A 16699-nucleotide genomic window follows, 5' to 3' on the forward strand; every position below is an offset into this window, starting at 1 on the left:
TCTATTCTACATTCAGCTTAGCTATCCTTCCATTATGTGAAATTGATAAAAGTTAAATGCAATGTTGACTCCTACACTGAAATTGATTGGTACATTGCTCACTTGAACGAAACATATCGGACACATTTAGCAAGGAAATGACTACTTCGAGCTATTATTTTCAGGCACCATTTCCTTTTATAATGATAGGACTAACGAAATAGATTCAGAAAGGAGAAATGAAACATGCTGTATTGGATTATTTTAGGAGGCTTATTTCTGTCAGGCGGCTTATATCTCATGCTGAATGGAGCAAAACTCGTTCAAGAAGACAACGTCCTTCAGGATAAAATGGCGAAGTCTTATGTATCAACATCTCATGAGGATGTCATTTCGTAAGCATACACCACACTTGATGCTGCAACAAAAAGCTTAATAAAAAACAATAAGATCATACGTTGACAGTTCTCCTGCTCGTTGGTGCGGAGCAGCCCATTCAAGAAAACTTCTCAATTGGGCGAGGAAATGGTCATCCACTTATCTTGATGAATATAACGAAACACTCGAAAGAAAAATAGTGTTCAGAAACTCTACGTTAAGAGATGAATAAAGGGTCTACTCTATAAGTCAATTTGACTTGTAGAGTAGACCCTTGTTTTTCTTTGTTATAGGCTGAGTCTATTGATTAACGGTTCTTTGGCATTTATTTATGTTCAGCTAGCCATGCAGCCAAACTTTGAATCTGTTCCGTCGTTAAGCTGCTCTCGAACTTTGGCATACCCTTACGACCATTGGAAACAACATCCACTATTTCCTCTTCTGTCAGTCTGGCCCCGACCTGCTGCAAATTAGGTCCAGCTCTTCCCTGCAGCTCCGTGCCATGACAAGAAATACACCTTTTCTTATATAGTGCCACCGCCTCGCTGCTCTCTGCGCCTTCACCGCTGTTGTCCTTATTTGGCGCGTCTCCTGTTGTTCCCCCGCCGCAAGCTGACAATAACAAAACCAACACAATCGCAACACCTACTGAAAACTGTTTTAAACTACTCATTTTAGGTTTGCCTCCTCTCATTTTTGTCGTGGTAACATTACATCCAATCCCCTTCAAATGTTTATCCGCCGAGTTGGGTCGGTGATCCACATGAAGGTTGTACTTGTGAGCTTTGATAGCTTTGATAGCTTTTAAAAATCTACAAAAGCTTCAAATCCTTCAAAAACACCTAAAGCTCCTAGAGCCCTTAGAGCTCCTAGAGCTTCAAATGCTTCAAAAGCATCAAAAAGCATCGATTGCCTTAATTTCATTTTCTTTTACACTTGCTTGCTTACGCATGACTCGATAGAGCTATTGCTGGATAAAGTCATATCTTTGTAATAAATTTTACGATAAATAGCCACATTAAAGCATTTTCCTTGTCCTCTTTCTACTCCTAACAGCAATAACTACTTTATACCGACTTGCCCTTGGTCTACTTCGTTTATGAATAGATACAATCTCAATTAAGAAAATAACATTACCGATACTTATTCAGAAAAATACGAAGAAAAGAAGCGTTAGTCGCAAAAGAAAATCAATTCTTAATCCCTAAACATCGACTTAAATAGGTCAGATGTACATTGGAAATGCGCTTATTATCACTCACAAGACAATAATTAGCTCATTTCACTTTCACTTTTCTCGCTTTATACAGCAAAAGGCCCTCTCAAAAGTAGATTTATCTACGTGTGAAACAACCCCTATTTAATCGTGCCATATGTTGAAGCGAAAAAAATTAGACGCTCAAAAACCTTTGTTTGCAGCTGTCATTATTAATGGATAAGTCTTTTACGAACCCAGCAGCTCTTATTTAGACCTTTTGTAGTGAATTTATATTTTAACGAACTCCACAATCGTTATTTCGTGGAAAATAACGCATAACACCCTATACAGCATGAAATAACGACGATACGGTTCGTTAAAACTTTAGAAGAGTAATTTTCTGCATAATAAGGTTGATACAGTTCGTTAGCGAATTGATCAAAGGATGATATGCACTGACGGTGAGACAAATGATTAAACACAAAAGCTTATTCTGGCAAATGAATTAAAACTTGAGTTTTTAATTTTTTATGCCTCTAGGGTTGCAAAGCAGTAAACTACGAGTCGAAGCCTTTGTTTGCCCTGTACGCAGCAACTCAAGCTCGCTTGCACACAGAACCTCCAGTGAAAGATTCATCCGTCATATGAACTAACACATATCTCTCCTCAAAAGTTTTAGCTTATGTCGATAACGTCCATATATGATGCGGTGAGTAATTCAATCATACCTAGACTCACTGAAATATCGTGATGAAATCGCAGTTTCTTCAATCAAGCACTAGTAGCGTCAAGTGCTCCTCGCGTATTTCGGCTTGTACATCTTCCCTAACAGCCAAGCCGATCAGAAACACTAGACGATGAAATAAGATAAAGTTACACCAATAACTAGAACGAGAAGTGTAACTATATATTCTTTTGATCCTTTTAGAAACTTCCAATCTACAAATGATTGAAAGCCCGCAATGATAAATATGAACAACATACAAAACCATTTCAGAGCATTTCCTTCTAAATCAATAAAAATAATAATAGCTGTTGCTACGCTTGCTGCGATAATCATTCCCCACATACTCACTCTTTTACCCTTATCTGAAGTTTCTTTTTTTGCGGTTCCAACTATCCATTTTCTTAAAAATAAACTAGCAAAAACGAGTAGTATGCCTACTACTCCAATTTGACCACCCATTAAATCACTCCCTCGTACTCTCTCTGCTGAATAAATTAAATAATTTGTTTTATAATCAAATCCCATTTCATTTGTTTTTGATTCATTGTGGAGAATAAATTTGGCCAACTCATCATTATTTAAACCAAGAACAAATTCCGTGTAATTGTAAGTACCATACTACGTTTATGAAGCTCAAAAGGGAAGGAATGATTATGCGATTGTTAAGTCGCTCCAGTTTTATTTCATAAAGTTTAATTATTTCATTTGCAGGGTAATATACACACAATAAATTAAGCGAGGTGAGGCTAACGAATGTTCTCTTCATTAAAAAGGTTTTTAATCGGACGACCATTAAAATCAACGGAATTAGGCGAGCAAAAACTGAATAAAACAAAAGCTCTTGCCATTCTTTCTTCAGATGCCTTATCTTCTGTGGCATATGGTCCTGAGCAAATATTGTTAGTCTTAATCACCGTTAGTGCCGCCGCTTTTTGGTATTCCATACCGATTGCCATTGGTGTATTGATTTTATTATTAGCACTTATTTTATCCTATAGGCAGATTATTTTTGCATATCCTCACGGCGGAGGCGCTTATGTCGTATCCAAAAAAAATCTAGGTGTATACTCTGGGTTAGTAGCCGGAGGCTCACTGTTAGTTGACTATATCTTAACGGTAGCGGTAAGTGTATCTGCCGGAACAGATGCCATTACATCTGCTTTCCCAAGCTTGCATCCTTATAATGTGATCATTGCGATTATTTTTGTATTATTTATAACCATCTTGAATTTAAGGGGAGTAACGGAGTCCGCTTCAATATTAGCCTATCCGGTTTATTTATTTGTTTTGGCTTTATTCATTTTAATCATTGTAGGCATTTACAACATTCTATTAGGCAATGTCTCGCCAGAATTACATACACCTATTGGAACGCCAGTGGCAGGAATTAGTTTGTTTCTGCTGCTGAAAGCTTTTTCCTCCGGAAGTTCTGCTTTAACTGGGGTTGAAGCTATCTCGAACGCAATACCCAACTTTAAAAGCCCGTCTCCAAATAATGCTTCCAAAACGTTAATTGCGATGGGATCGCTGCTTGCCATATTATTTTCCGGAATCGTATTTTTAGCTTATTACTATGGAATTAGTCCGAGGGAAGAAGTCACCGTTGTTTCAGACATTGCTGAACATACGTTTGGTCGGAACTTTATGTATTATTTTATACAAGGAACAACCGCATTAATTCTGATCCTTGCTGCTAATACGGGATATTCTGCTTTCCCCTTGCTGGCAGTCAACTTAGCCAAAGATAAATTCATCCCTCGAATGTTTACCATAAGAGGAGACAGATTAGGTTATTCCAACGGCATTATTATTCTAGGCGTTTTCTCAATCCTGTTGATTATAGCATTTGAAGGCCGAACTGAGCATCTCATCCCGCTTTATGCCGTAGGTGTATTTATCCCCTTTACCCTCTCGCAGACGGGTATGATGGTAAAATGGATTCGTGAAAAACCGCAAGGCTGGATATCTAAGCTAATCATTAACTCAACAGGTGCGGTTATAAGCTTTATCGTCACCATGATGTTCTTTTTAACCAAATTCGCACAGGTGTGGTCCGTATTAGTTTTTCTACCTCTTATCATTTTGCTCTTTCACCGAATTAGAAAGCATTATGAATCTGTAGCCGATCAACTGCGAATTACGACCTCTGAGGCTGCTATTCCTATTGAGGGGAATGTCATCATACTTCCTGTAGCTGGTATTACGCACGTGGTCGAGAACTCATTGAATTACGCCAAATCGCTATCTGCTCACCAGATCATTGCCGTTCATATTCCATTTGAAAGAGAGGATGAATTCACTTTCGAAGAGAAATGGAAAATGTGGCAGCCTGATGTGCGACTCGTTACTTTACATTCGCCTTATCGAAGCATCATTCAACCATTAACTAAATTTATTGATACCGTTCAGCGCAAGGCGAGTGAATCAAATTACAAAGTTACTGTCATCATCCCGCAGTTTATTCCAAAAAAAGGATGGCATAATATGCTGCATAACCAATCCAGTTTATTGATTCGTGCTCACTTGTTATATCGAAGAAATGTGATCGTCACTACAGTACCTTATCACTTAAAAAAATAATGACTAGAACGATTATGATGCGATGGTTCCATGAATAAAAGGCTGCCGATGGCAGCCTTTTATTGCTATCTAGTTGCTGCGATCAAATGACCATTGTTATCCATGCCTCGAAAAACAAATCCCCTATTGTCTTTAGGACTAATTTCTAGGTATGATACTGCATACCCATTTCGTACAGGTAATTCAATATATACGGTTGAATCGCTCTTGATTAATTTCAAATTATCCTCTAAAACATTGCTAAAATTATCATTGCTAATAATGACTCGCTTTATCTCAGGGTTAATCGTCGAGAATGCAAAAATAATGTCGTACATTTTGTTGGCATTCAATTGAGCTGACCATGTTCGTTGAATGGTATTCGGTTCGTTAGCGCTTGGCGCTAATGGAGAGGTCTCGGATACGCGATATAGAAATCCCCATTTCTTCGTAACTAGCTTAACAAAATCCATATCCTCCATTTTCCATATAACTAGTTTATCCTTCCCAAATGCTTGGTGATACACCGCTTCTCCGTCTGCACGAGGATATGCCTCTTTCAGTGCTTTACTTTCACTAAATACATACCCGCTTCTATTTCCAAAATAAACTAGGAGAAGAAATACACATACAGAGTAAATAAGTATTCTCGACCGTTTTGGCTTCATCTTGTCTCCTATTCGTGAATAATTCTATTGCAAAGTCTTCTATCTCATTCTAATTTCGCTTAATTCAATATAATCCCATAATTTACAGACGTGTAATAGGATTGAAAGTTGCGCATAACGAATCGTTCCTTTTACAAAGAAAAAAGAATCTGTGCTCTTGTATCCTCCCATGAACACAAATAAGTTGAGCAGAAGTTTTCCTTCTACTCAACTTTTTATTGTGGCTGCGAATGGGTTACTCCACGCCGTCCTTGAAGTTTTTAGTATAGTTTTTATCACCTTTGTGCTCCAGGTCCTTTACCGTTTTCTCAAGCGTAGACACAATCTCTTCTTTAACCTGTGTCAGCGTTTCGTAAAACAACGCCTCTTCCGTACCTATGATTTTGACGCCGCTAATGGCCTGCATGGATTGAAAGCGTCTGTGCTGATCAGCAAGATCGTCAATCGCTTTCAGCGTGTGCATCGTTTGCAGAAATAAATCCTTATGTTGCTGGTTGGAAAGTCGATCCTCAAGTTGTTTCATTCGTGTGTTCATCGGCACTCTTCCCTTCATTTACAATATGAGGATGGCTACTTCAAGCAGTTCCTTACTTCCATTGTATAATTTTCCTTCTGTCAAAAACAACTTTTATCCTTCGCGCTCCAAAATCACTGTCTCCATTCGCCATCTGAAACAAAAAAACTCCTACACAGATAACATGAAAAATGAATTCATGATTATCTGCTAGGAGTTTGTGTTGGTTTTAATCGTTATTCGTTATTTTCCATCCATTGAAAGTGGAAGCTTCCCTCTTTATCAAGGCGCTGGAACGTATGTGCTCCAAAATAATCCCGCTGCGCTTGCAGCAAATTAGCAGGAAGTCTTTCTGTACGATAGCTGTCATAATACGCTAATGCGGAAGCGAATGCTGGAACCGGAATGCCTCTAGTTACAGCGATGGAAATGACTTTTCTCCAAGCCTCTTGATAGTTCTCAACAATATTGCTGAAGTATTCATCCATCAATAGGTTATTCAAAGCTGGATTGCGGTCATAGGCATCCTTAATATTTTGCAAAAATCTTGCACGGATAATACATCCTCCGCGGAAGATCATCGCAATGCTCCCATATTTCAAATCCCAGTTATAAGCGTCAGAAGCAGCTCTCATTTGGGCAAAGCCTTGCGCGTAGGAAGCGATTTTGCTTGTGTACAGCGCTTTGCGAACAGCTTCGATAAATTCCTGCGGATCACCGTCGTAGCTGGATACCGGTGGGCCGTTTAATTTTTTGCTCGCAGCCACACGTTCTTCTTTCATAGCGGAAATAAAGCGAGCGAACACGGATTCCGTAATGATCGACAATGGCACACCCAAATCCAATGCACTTTGGCTAGTCCACTTGCCAGTACCCTTTTGTCCTGCTGAATCGAGAATGACATCTACCATTGGTTTGCCTGTTTCCGGATCAATTTTTTTGAAAATATCAGCCGTTATCTCGATCAAATAACTATCCAGCTCGCCATTGTTCCATTCCGTGAAAATGTCATGAAGCTGGCTAGTGTTCAGGTTCAACACATCTTTGAGCAGGTGGTACGCTTCGCCGATGAGCTGCATATCGCCGTATTCGATGCCGTTGTGTACCATTTTGACATAGTGGCCAGCACCGTCAGCACCGATATAAGTGCTGCATGGATCACCATTCACTTTTGCTGAAATGGCTGTCAAGATTGGCTCTACAAGCTCGTATGCGTCCCTTTGACCGCCCGGCATGATAGCTGGCCCGTTAAGCGCACCCTCTTCGCCGCCAGAAACGCCGGCTCCGATAAAGCGGAAGCCTAATGCTTGAAGTTCTTTGTTTCTGCGCTGTGTATCTGGAAAATAGGCGTTTCCGCCATCAATTAGAATATCTCCTTGATCCAGATACGGCACCAACTGATTGATCGTATCATCTGTCGGTTGACCCGCTTTTACCATGATAAGAATTTTACGCGGCGATTCCAGTGATTGTACGAATTCTTCCACACTGAATGCGCCGACAAAATCTTTTCCTTGCGCCTCCGCCAATAGTTCATTTGTTTTCTCTGCTGAACGATTATACACGGCAACCGAGAAACCTTTGCTTTCTATATTCAAGGCTAGGTTTTTACCCATTACGGCCAAACCAACCACGCCAATTTGTTGTTTCTTCATCTTAACTGCCTCCCTGTCATTACTGTCCTGTTGTAGATAAAAGTTTCAAAAACTTTGCTTATGCGCATCGATATCCGACTTGCCTAGCAGTGCGAATATATGAACTATATAGGCTTCTATGCTAGGCTAGTCGAACCGATTAATGTTTGGAAACTGCAGCTTATTGCTGCGCCGTTTTCTTCCAATCAGCTGCGAACTTCTCCATACCTTGATCCGTTAGAGGATGTTTGGAGATTTGTTCGATTACAGAGAACGGAATCGTTGCTATATGTGCCCCAGCCATCGCTACACGAGTGACATGATCCGGGTGGCGAACAGATGCAGCGATGATTTGGGCATCCAGATTGTGCGTGCGGAACAATTCAGCAATCTTCGTGACGAGCAGAACACCATCTTCTGAAATATCATCCAAACGACCGAGGAATGGAGAAACATAAGTCGCTCCAGCGCGAGCAGCCAAAAGCGCTTGGTTCACAGTGAAAATCAATGTTACGTTTGTTTTCACGCCTTTTTTGGTCAAGTAGCGGCAAGCTTCTAGACCAGCTAGCGTCATCGGAAGCTTAATTGTAATGTTTTTATCATTGTTGTTGATTTTGATCAGTTCATTTGCCTGCGCGATCATTTCTTCAGCTGTTTCTGCGTCAGGCGTCACTTCTGCTGATACCGATTCTACCTCAGGCACTTCGCGAAGAATTTCTGCTATGCGGTCTTCGAATTTCACGCCTTCTTTGGCAACCAAAGATGGATTCGTCGTAACACCAGACAATACACCGATTTTATAAGCTTTTTTGATATCTACCAAATTCGCAGTGTCGATGAAAAATTTCATAATGAAAACCTCCGTTTTTTATTATTAAATTTTTATTGTCTTCATGCATTGCTTAGCGTAATTCTTTCGCCATTCGAACCACGTTATCTACCGAAAATCCGAAAAACTCTAAAACTTCACTACCGGGTCCAGAAGCGCCAAACGTATCGATGGACAATACGCTGCCGCTTGGTCCTGTGTAACTATCCCAGCCTAACGAAATACCAGCTTCAATAGCTAAACGTTTCGTAACAGATGCAGGCAGCACTGATTGCTTATATTCTGCCGATTGACGGTTGAACAATTCACGGCTTGGCATAGCTACTACACGAACCGAAATATTTTCCTTCTCAAGTTCAGTTTTTGCGCCAACTGCCAGAGAAACCTCAGAACCGGTACCGATTAGAATAATGTCAGGCTTGTCGTTTGTCTCCGTTAGAACATAACCACCGCTGGCAACCGCAGCGACATTGCCTTTAGTTTCTTCATATATAGGCAAGTTTTGTCTGCTTAGTACTAAAGCTACTGGTCCTTCATTTTGCTGCAAAGCATAAGCCCAAGCATTAGCCGTTTCATTGGCATCAGTTGGACGGATAACTGTAAGCCCAGGAATCGTGCGCAATGCGGTCAAATGCTCAACGGGCTCATGAGTAGGTCCATCTTCGCCAACAGCGATGGAATCATGTGTAAATACATAAATGACAGGTAGCTTCTGCAGTGCAGCCAAACGAATGGACGGACGCAGATAGTCGCTAAACACGAAGAATGTACTTACAAACGGTTTTACGCCGCCGTGCAGTGCCATACCATTTCCAGCAGCGCCCATAGCATGCTCACGAACGCCGAAGTAAATATTTCGTCCTGCATAAGATTCAACAGCAAAGGTTTTTTCGCCGTTAATATCAGTCATCGTTGAATGCGACAAGTCTGCGCTACCGCCAAAAATTGAAGGCACCGTTTTAAGGTAATGATTGATCGCTTGACCGCTCGCTACACGAGTAGAAACTGTTTTGGAAGCATCGAAAGTAAGAAGATCTGCAGCATCGATGACAACAGAACCTTCAATGACTTGCTCAAGTTCCGTACCAAGCTCTGGATGCTGTTCTTTATAAGCAGCCATTAGCTGATTCCACGCTGCTTCTTTTGCTTCGCCTTTTTGTTTCAACTGTGCAAAGTGAGCTTGAACTTCTGCTGGAACGGTAAATTCTTCCTCATGATCCCAACCGTAAACCGCTTTTGTCGCTTTTGCCTCTTCTTTGCCTAGTGGATTGCCGTGCACTTTATTCGTTCCCGCTGCCTTGCTTCCGTATCCGATAACCGTACGAACTTCGATAATGGTCGGCTGCTCTTCATTGCTCTTTGCTGCCTCGATCGCTTTCGTGATTTGTTCGATATCATTGCCATCTTCAACTCGCAAATAGTGCCAGTTAGCAGATTCCGCTCTCTTCTGCATGTTTTCACCGAAAGAAAGATTGAGGTCGCCGTCTAAGGAAATATCGTTGGAATCGTACAATACAACGAGTTTATCGAGCTTCATATGTCCAGCCATTGACATCGCCTCGTAAGAAATTCCTTCCATTAAGCAGCCGTCTCCGACAAGTGCATACGTGTAATGATCAACAACTGGGTATCCGTTTTGATTAAATTTTGATGCTAGGTGAGCTTCGGCCATTGCCATACCTACAGCCATCGCAAGTCCTTGTCCCAGTGGCCCAGTTGTTGCATCAACGCCATCTGTATGGCCATATTCAGGATGTCCAGGCGTTTTGCTGTTCAGCTTACGGAACTGCTTTAAGTCCTCGAGCGATACGTTATAACCGGATAAATGCAGCAGGCTGTAAAGCAAAGCCGAGCCATGACCCGCGGATAAGACGAAACGGTCACGGTTGAACCATTTTGAATGGCTCGGGTTGTGATTAAGATGGTTGCCCCAAAGTGAGTACGCCATAGGCGCAGCTCCCATTGGAAGCCCCGGATGTCCGGAATTTGCAGCGTTTATAGCATCGATAGACAGTGTACGGATTGTATCAATAGATAGTTGTTCAATTGTTTTTGTATTAAGCATATTGTTCTCCTTTTATGGTTTCGATTTCTTGTTCGGTCTTCTCATCGAACCACCAATGGAAGCCGTCTTGTGCAAGCAGCATATCAGACTCAACCGGTCCGTATGTGCCAGCTGCATAACGATGCAGTGGAACTAAGTTTTCTTCATAAGCTTCCAAAATGGGTTGAACCCATTTCCATGACAATTCGACTTCGTCCCAATGCGCGAAAAATGTAGAGTCGCCGTGCAAAGCATCGTGAATTAAATTCTCATAAGCTTCTGGCACATTGTCTCTCGTCGCATGAAAGTCAATATTCATGGGCTTGAATTCGCCCTTGTGCTCAGGGTCCCTCGTATTTAATTGCAATCTAATGCTCTCGTCAGGACTGATCTCAAATACAAGCAGATTAGGCATTTTGCTATCATCGTTTGTTGCAGCTTGCTTTATTGGTTCTTTGAACTCGATCACAATTCTTGTTGATTTGTCCTTCATTCTTTTGCCTGTACGGATATAGAAAGGAACGCCCCGCCAGAAGTAATCGTCAATTTGCAGTTTAGCTGCAATAAAGGTGTCGTTCATGGAGTTTGCAGCAATGTTTGGTTCGGAGGTATAACCGACCACCGATTTCCCTTGAATCTCTCCTTCTCCATATTGTCCTCTTATCACTTGGGTGTTGACATCCTCTTTTTGCAGCAGTTCCAGTGATTCCATGACCAGTTTCTTTTTGAAACGGACATTTTCTGAGGTGCTGTTGTTCGGAAGGTGAATGGTCAACATCATGAGCAATTGAAGCATATGGTTCTGGAACATGTCTCTGATTGCACCAACATGATCATAATAGCCAGCTCTTTCTTCCACCCCTACAATTTCGTTTGCCGTAATTTGAACGTTGGCAATGTAGCGTTTGTCCCAAAGTGCTTGAAGGACTGGATTGCTTTGCTGCAAAACCTCAAGCTTCTGAACCATCGGCTTGCCAAGATAATGATCAATACGGAAAACTTCTTCTTCCGCAAACGATTTGCTCAGGTTTTCATTCAATTCTCGAGCAGACTGCAAATCATGACCAAATGGCTTCTCGATTACAAGCCGCTTCCAGCCATTAGCGGAACCAAGCCCGCTTTCATGAATGTTAGCTGCAATCGGTTCAAAAAATTCAGGTCCAACCGACAAGTAAAACAAGCGATTGGGTGCAACACGCAGCTCTTCTTCCCGTTTCTCAATAAGATGAAGAAGCTTATGGTAATCTTCTTTGCGGCCAACATCCAAAACACTATAGCGGAATGTACGCAAAAATTTTTGAATCAATTCTGGATCATTTGCTTCACGCCTGGAAAACATACGAAGAGATTGTTCGACATTGTCCTGAAAGGTTTTATCGGATAGCTCTCTTCTTCCGAGGCCGACCACGGAGAAGAACTCCGGCAGCTTTTGATCAATAAATAAATTATACAAAGCAGGGTAAATTTTTCTTTTTGCTAAATCCCCTGTCGCTCCAAACAAAACAAATGTGGTAGCCTCCATGTTCTTACTCCTTCCAGCAGTGCTTTGTAGTTAGTACTGGTTTCTATTTCCTAATTCCACTATAATACGAATATGACCTATACAAGTAATTCATATTTTTCACAGGAGCTATAGATACTGTCTATGATCAATTATGAGCTATACAAAGTTTTTTACTGGACGGCGAAGAAGGGAAGCTTATCCCAAGCCGCAAAATCGTTGTATATCACGCAGCCGAGCGTTAGCCATGCCATCAAGCAGTTGGAAGACAGCTTAGGCATCATTTTGTTTTATCGGAATTCTAAGGGTGTTGCTCTGACGCAAGAGGGTGAAATCCTTTATTCCTATATTGAGAAATCTCAAATTCTCATCTCGCTAGCCGAAGAAAAGATGGCGGCTCTTAAAAATTTGGACAGCGGTGAGCTGCGGATCGGTGGAAGTGATTCGTTGTTCAAGCATTATTTGCTGCCTTATTTGGAAACCTATCACGAAAAATATCCCGGTATCAAGCTGCATCTGAATCATGGAACGACACCAGAAACCATCGCTTTTCTGAAGGAAGGCAAAATCGATTTGGGCGTCGTTCGTATGCCCATCGTCGATTCGCAGCTAGAGGTTATGAAGGGCATTCAGCTGCAGGATTGTTTTGTAGCAGGAGCAAGATATGCTGAGCTTAAGGACAAGGTGCTCTCACTAGAAGTGCTGCTCCAGTATCCAATTATCCTGTTCTCTCGAAACAGTCGTGTACGAATGGCGATTACCGAACTATTCCAAAATTATGGGCATCAAATCAAGCCAGAAATTGAGGTAGGAAGCGTTGATCTGCTCATCGAATTCGCGCGGAAAGGCCTTGGTATTTCTTATGTGACTAAAGAATTTATTGCCAAAGAACTGGAAGAAGGTTCTCTCTTTGAGATTCAATTGGATATTCAGATGCCTCCATCACAAGTAGGCTTTATGATCATGCACAATATGCCGCTATCCAATGCGGCAAGCAAGTTTTTGGAGCTGGTGAAATAACGGCTTATGGAAAAAAAAGGTCAAGTACGGTGAGTACACACCATGCTTGACCTTGTTTCTATCTGTGTTCATGCATCCAATTTCATATCAGCGGTATTAAATACTTTGTGTAAAAATATTGAATGATTGCCAAATATACACGTATTTCCTATAACAAAATTACTTAAGCTTCGATAGACCAACAATCCAGTCAGCCAACTCCTTCGTTTGTGCGAGGAGAGCGATAGGATCACGATACCATGAACGTTCTTCATTCCAAAGGAAAATTCGTTCTTCCCGTACCGCTTCCAGAGAACCCCATATTGGATCTTTTTTGAGCTCTTCCAGCGATGACTCGGTTGTTAGGACGATATAGTCCCCTGCATACTCCGGCAGTTTCTCTATTGATATTTTCGAGTAAGTATTAGCTAATATATTTTCAGGGATTGCAGTTGGAGCAGCAAGGCCCAGCATCTGATAAATATTTCTGCCTCCACGACCTGATTTGGGGCCGAATGCGAAAACTTGTCCATCATACTCCTGGAATACTGAAAATGTAGAACCTTCTGGTAAAAGCCCTGCAATTTTCTCCTTCGCTTCAGCTGTATGGAGATCATATTGTTTCAACCATTCAGCCGCCTCATCTTCTTTGCCTAATACTTCTCCAAAATAGGTTAATTCTTCATGAACACTATTGAAGGTATTAGAGGCGATAGACACCGTCGGTGCAATCTCACTATATTTCTCATAAACCTCTGGCTTGGTCGTATGTGTAATAATAATATCCGGCTCTATAGAAAGGAGCTTCTCTATCGAGTCACCGACATCTTCCACACCTTCCAAATGCCCCTTTAAATACGGGCTATTCAGCAGCACATTATTGGAACCGATCGGTTCAACGCCAAGAGCAATTACAGTGCCCAAATAGTCAATAGATGCTACTCGCTTCGGATTTATTGGAATTTCCACATCACCAAAATGGGTAGCTACTATTTTTGTTTCATTTAACTGCGCAGCAGTTGTAGAAGTATTGGCAGACTGATTGTCTGATGTTTTCTCTGTTCCTGTCATATTGCCCGAGCTCGCGTTTCTCGGGGTGTTAGTCGCTGCTGAGCACGCACTAACCATAATAGCAAAACAGAGCCATACTGTGGACAGCATTACCGTTTTGGAGCCTTTGTTCATTGTGTAATCCTCTTCTCTTATGAATTGAGAATGTTTTTCATTCTCATTATAAATATAGTTTTGAGAGGTTTGATTAACAATGGAGTTTTTTAACGTTTTTTTTGTATGATTAGAACCCTGTCCTTGATCGGACAGATGTTTATTTCGAAATTTACCTGGTGCAATACCTGCATATTTTTTGAAAATACGATTGAAATAGAACAAATCTGAATATCCCACATTCAGTGCGATCTCTTGTAAAGTAGCATCTGTCGTAAGCAATAAAAATTGTGCTTTCTCTATTCTCAATTTAATGACATATTCAATCGGACTGAATCCTGTCTGCTCTTTAAATTTGCGCGTAAGATACTGTGGACTGTAATTGAGCTCCAAAGATAATGATTCCATTGATTTCGGCTCTTGATATCTATCGGATAAAAAACGCAATACTTGCTCTGCTAGATTATTTTGACTGATCGCCTCAGGGCTTTGCAGCATTTGACGAAACAGCCTATGTACAAATTGATAAAATACCCCTCTAACATGCAGCATGTCCAGCTTGTTTGCTTGAATCCAATCTCTATGCATCATTTGTATAAATTCCAAGAGTGCCAACCCGTCAAATGGAGTATAGCTGTATGGCTTCTCGAATGGATTATCATTTTGCATCAGTAATTTAAAATCATAAAGACAGTTTTGCGGCAATACAGCCTTATATAGAACTAGATAGTATTCAATTGCCGTTTCTGTTTCAATCTCCAAGCAAGCTCCTTTCCCTCCGTGCAGCACATAAAACCTGTCGGCAAAATGGACATCTCCGTCCAGCCAAAGTCGACCTCTGCCACGAACAATATAAACAAAGGTGCTGGTGGGCAATGTATACTTTCGCAAGCATTTTCCTTGCTCTAACGTGTTTTGTCTAACATCTAAAACCCTTACAATTGCCTGATCCCATAATTGGATATGGTCATTAATGTTCATTTGCTTCGATTCAAATCCTCTCTCTACTCTCGCAGCGATCAAAGTGTATAACTCTTTGCTTATTAGCAATAAACCCTTATATAAGTGTATTCACTGAGAATTGTTCTCATTGTTATTGTATAGGAAAATACTAGAACTTTCAATTTGCAATCATGAACACAGTGGAAGATCAAACTTATAATAAGCTTATTGCATGCAACCGTAGAACAGTATTTGATATTCTGGCGAAGTTACGGCAGGTATGTAGTAGCTAAAAAAAGCAAAAAACCACCTTTAAGGGTGGTTTCTGATACATATTATTAATGTCGATAGTTTATGGCTAGCTTGATTCGAGAGGAAGCGATTCTGCATGAAGAAACGGTTTCTTTTGTATCAAGCGTTTCGCAAAAAGAGTAAAAAGAATCAAGGAAATCGCGACGGACAAAGCACTGACGATGAACAACACCTTATAGCTTGCATACTGAGAGACAGAGCCTAACATGATTGCACCTAACCCAATACCAAGATCATTAGCAGTCGAGATTGAGGCGTTCGCAACTCCTATACGATTCGGGTGAGCCAAACGGATCGTAGCCGCTTGAAGAGCTGGCTGCGCCGAACCGAAACCAATACCATATAAAATTGCTGATAGCAGTACGCCCATCAATCCGCTTGAGAGGCTCAATACAATCAATGAACCAATCGTAATTACAAGTGCCGGTACAATGACAAAAATTTCTCCGTACCGATCAGATAGTTTTCCCGAAATGGGACGGCTTAGGGCAAGCGTTGCAGCAAATGCTAGAAAAAACGCGCCGGAATTAACCTGAATCGACTCAGCGAAAAGCGGAACAAAGGTTGTAATGCCGCCATAAGCAATAAAGAGAAAAAAGACCGAGGCCGCAACGGGCAAAACCGATTTTTCGAATAATTCAATTTTTCTTGTGTCAGCTTTTGGCTGGAAAGGCATTTTTGCACCTAACATCAGGAGCAGTGCTCCTGATGAGAGGACCACAGCGATTAAAAACAAATCGCTGTATGATCGATTCTGAGCAACCCATATGCCGAACATTGGGCCGATTGCCATAGCCAGTGTCATGGATGTGCTAAACCACCCCATTCCCTCACCACGGCGGGTGGACGGGATCATATCTGTAATCGCCGTCATCGTAGCGGTTGTAGATACCGCCCAGCTCATGCCATGCAATATTCTGAGCCCCAGCAAAACAGCAATTCCCCCGACCCAGTTATACAAATACATTGCTAGGATGAAGAGAATCAGTCCCCAAATGATAAACGGTCGCCTGCCGAACCGGTCTAGCAGCCCGCCAACAAGCGGCCGTAAAATAACAGCAGACAACATAAAAGCACCCATCGCTAGACCGACCTGCGATTCATTGCCTCCCAGTTGTTTGATGAACAGCGGTAGCGTCGGATACAGCATATAAAATGCGTTAAATAAGAACAGGTTACCTATAGTCATGAGAATAAACGACTTCGTCCATAGGCGTTCGATATTTCATTCCTCCTCAGGTGCAAAATGTT

At 41.4% G+C, this 16699-nt stretch carries 13 protein-coding genes; 3 read left to right on the plus strand and 10 right to left on the minus strand.

Annotated features, from left to right (window positions below):
- Positions 1-225: 225 nt before the first annotated feature.
- On the plus strand, positions 226-378 hold the full coding sequence (locus AC1DOV_RS06440) for a hypothetical protein (protein WP_477549474.1): 153 nt from the start codon (positions 226-228) through the stop codon (positions 376-378).
- A 304-nt stretch (positions 379-682) separates the two neighbouring features.
- Here the strand turns inward: AC1DOV_RS06440 and AC1DOV_RS06445 are convergent, their stop codons facing one another.
- Positions 683-1030: a c-type cytochrome gene (locus tag AC1DOV_RS06445; protein ID WP_477549475.1), complete on the minus strand. Its 348-nt coding sequence runs from the start codon at positions 1028-1030 to the stop codon at positions 683-685.
- A 1375-nt stretch (positions 1031-2405) separates the two neighbouring features.
- Complete coding sequence (locus tag AC1DOV_RS06450; protein WP_477549476.1) at positions 2406-2741, minus strand: DUF4181 domain-containing protein; 336 nt, start codon at positions 2739-2741, stop codon at positions 2406-2408.
- Between the two features lie 294 nt (positions 2742-3035).
- Between AC1DOV_RS06450 and AC1DOV_RS06455 the strand changes: the two genes are divergently transcribed.
- Positions 3036-4862, plus strand: coding sequence for an APC family permease (locus AC1DOV_RS06455; RefSeq protein WP_076265621.1), 1827 nt, complete (start codon positions 3036-3038; stop codon positions 4860-4862).
- Positions 4863-4927: 65 nt separating this feature from the next.
- Here AC1DOV_RS06455 and AC1DOV_RS06460 read toward each other — a convergent pair whose 3' ends face one another.
- The 6 genes from AC1DOV_RS06460 to zwf form a co-directional block, all read right to left on the minus strand.
- On the minus strand, positions 4928-5509 hold the full coding sequence (locus AC1DOV_RS06460) for a hypothetical protein (RefSeq protein ID WP_477549477.1): 582 nt from the start codon (positions 5507-5509) through the stop codon (positions 4928-4930).
- Between the two features lie 235 nt (positions 5510-5744).
- Positions 5745-6044 (minus strand): hypothetical protein, encoded by a 300-nt coding sequence (locus AC1DOV_RS06465; protein ID WP_076265619.1) that lies wholly within the window; start codon positions 6042-6044, stop codon positions 5745-5747.
- 215 nt (positions 6045-6259) lie between these two features.
- The gene (gndA, locus tag AC1DOV_RS06470; protein ID WP_477549478.1) at positions 6260-7678 is read right to left on the minus strand and encodes an NADP-dependent phosphogluconate dehydrogenase; all 1419 of its coding nucleotides are present in this window, start codon (positions 7676-7678) and stop codon (positions 6260-6262) included.
- A gap of 160 nt (positions 7679-7838) precedes the next feature.
- A complete protein-coding gene (gene fsa, locus AC1DOV_RS06475) occupies positions 7839-8507 on the minus strand; it encodes a fructose-6-phosphate aldolase (RefSeq protein ID WP_076265617.1) in 669 nt (222 codons plus the stop codon).
- A 52-nt stretch (positions 8508-8559) separates the two neighbouring features.
- Positions 8560-10551, minus strand: a complete 1992-nt coding sequence (gene tkt, locus AC1DOV_RS06480) for a transketolase (protein ID WP_477549479.1) — start codon at positions 10549-10551, stop codon at positions 8560-8562.
- Entirely contained in the window at positions 10544-12052 is a 1509-nt protein-coding gene (zwf, locus tag AC1DOV_RS06485; protein WP_477549480.1) for a glucose-6-phosphate dehydrogenase, read from the minus strand. Before zwf ends, tkt begins: the two co-directional genes overlap by 8 nt.
- Positions 12053-12175: 123 nt before the next feature.
- Between zwf and AC1DOV_RS06490 the strand changes: the two genes are divergently transcribed.
- Positions 12176-13051, plus strand: a complete 876-nt coding sequence (locus AC1DOV_RS06490; protein ID WP_076265614.1) for a LysR family transcriptional regulator — start codon at positions 12176-12178, stop codon at positions 13049-13051.
- Positions 13052-13210: 159 nt separating this feature from the next.
- Here AC1DOV_RS06490 and AC1DOV_RS06495 read toward each other — a convergent pair whose 3' ends face one another.
- Entirely contained in the window at positions 13211-15217 is a 2007-nt protein-coding gene (locus AC1DOV_RS06495; protein ID WP_477509698.1) for an AraC family transcriptional regulator, read from the minus strand.
- Positions 15218-15494: 277 nt separating this feature from the next.
- Entirely contained in the window at positions 15495-16670 is a 1176-nt protein-coding gene (locus tag AC1DOV_RS06500) for an MFS transporter (protein ID WP_441875562.1), read from the minus strand.
- Between the last annotated feature and the right edge of the window lie 29 nt (positions 16671-16699).

The sequence above is a fragment of the Paenibacillus sp. 01T47 genome (genome assembly GCF_056398245.1).